This is a genomic window from Cellulomonas septica, from assembly GCF_012396155.1.
Lineage (GTDB): Bacteria > Actinomycetota > Actinomycetes > Actinomycetales > Cellulomonadaceae > Cellulomonas > Cellulomonas septica.
In genome coordinates, this window is record NZ_JAAXOY010000740.1 from 1 (window position 1) to 1,575 (window position 1,575).

Annotated in this window: 2 protein-coding genes; one reads left to right on the forward strand and one right to left on the reverse strand. The window is 73.8% G+C overall.

All coding sequences use genetic code 11. The features are described 5' to 3' along the window. Nucleotides 1-175: 175 nt before the first annotated feature. Nucleotides 176-880 carry a DUF1361 domain-containing protein gene (locus HGA02_RS18735; protein WP_168680839.1) on the reverse strand — a complete coding sequence of 235 codons (705 nt, stop codon included), beginning with the start codon at nt 878-880 and terminating at the stop codon, nt 176-178. A 272-nt stretch (nt 881-1,152) separates the two neighbouring features. On the opposite strand from HGA02_RS18735, the gene HGA02_RS21515 reads away from it, so the two are divergent. Continuing rightward, the coding region (locus tag HGA02_RS21515) for an ATP-binding cassette domain-containing protein (RefSeq protein ID WP_168680841.1) at nt 1,153-1,575 on the forward strand (423 nt) is incomplete at its 3' end.

The following is a 1,575-nucleotide window of genomic DNA, read 5'->3' on the forward strand; positions in this document are numbered from 1 at the left end:
CTGCCGACCCTCGTCGGGCCGTCGTGCCTCGTCAGGACGCCGTGCCTCGTCAGGACGCCGGCCGCGCCCACCACCGCGACCCCCGCGCCGGCGCGGGCCGGACGGGCGCCCGGTCGACGGCTCGCTGGTGGTCACGACGCACGATTCTCCCAGGTGCTCCGCGCGGACCGCGCGCTCATTGCTCGAGCAGCACCAGCGCCTGGATGACGGGACCCGCGACGGCGACGTACATGACCGCGAAGAACAGCGCGTAGAGCAGCGTGAACGCCGTCGCCTGACCCGCCGCGCGCGGCTCGCGCAGGTGCGTGACCGTCTTGCTCACGACCCGCCACGGCCGCGCGACGTCCCAGCTGTTGAGGCGCAGGTGCCGGCCCAGGTACATGCCGAACGACACGAGCAGCAGGACCACGGCGACGAGCACCAGCGTGTCGCCCGCGAGCAGGGACGACGCTGTGTCGCCGTGCCGCGTGATCGCGAACTCCAGCTGCACGAGCAGCACGTTGAGCACGGTGTTGAGGACGCCGGCCATCGCGAGCGAGATGACGAGCACGACGTCGAACCACATCGGCACCCCGTCGTCGTCGCGCCGGTGGCTGAGGTTGAGCTCGGTGACGAGGTAGCCCGCGTTGGGCAGGAGCAGCAGCCAGACGAGCAGGAGCAGGCCGACCAGCGGGAACACGACCGTGTGGGGCACGCCCACCGCCAGGAGGAAGATCAGCGCGTACGACAGCAGCAGGACCAGCAGCGGCGCCGCGGAGAGCCCGAGGTTGAGCAGCATCGGCCGGTACACGCGCGTGCCGAACACCGGGCCACGGGCCACGACGAGCCCGAGCGCGAGCACGTTCATGAGGAGCACGCCCAGCAGCAGGCTCGCGATCACGGGCGACGTCCGGGCGTGGTCGACATGCCGCCATGCTGGTGCGTCGCGCCTGGTGAGGCCACCGGACAGGGGTCGACGGGGGTGCCGCACGCCGCCGGGGCGCCCGCCCTCGCGTCGTCGCCCCGGGCCGGGTGCAGCGGAAATGGGGTGCGCGCCCGCGGTCACCCTGCCTACCGTGCCCGGGTGCTGATCTGACCACCGCGCCGAGTCCCTCTCCCGACTCCCGCGCCCGTCGTGCAGCCACGACGCCGGCGCACCCCGGTGGTGATCGCATGAACCCAGTCCTCCGTGCCCGTGCCCTGACCCGTTCCTACGACGGGCGTCCCGTGCTGTCCGGCGTCGACCTCGACGTCGACCCCGGCCACCGCCTCGGCGTCGTCGGGGAGAACGGCATCGGCAAGTCGACGCTGCTGCGCCTGCTCGCGGGCGTCGAGCCGCCCGACAGCGGCGACGTGACCCGCCCCGCCGCGCTCGAGCTGCTCACGCAGGAGCCGACGTTCGCCGCGACCGACACCGTCGCCGACGTCATGGCTGCCGCGCTCGCGGACGTGCGTGCCGTCGAGCAGGCGCTCGAACGGGCGTCCTCGGCGCTCGCGGACGACGTCCCCGGTGCCGACGACGCGTACGCCGCCGCGCTCCTCGACGCCGAGCTCGCGGGCGTGTGGGACGCCGACCGGCGCGCCGAGCTGGCCCTC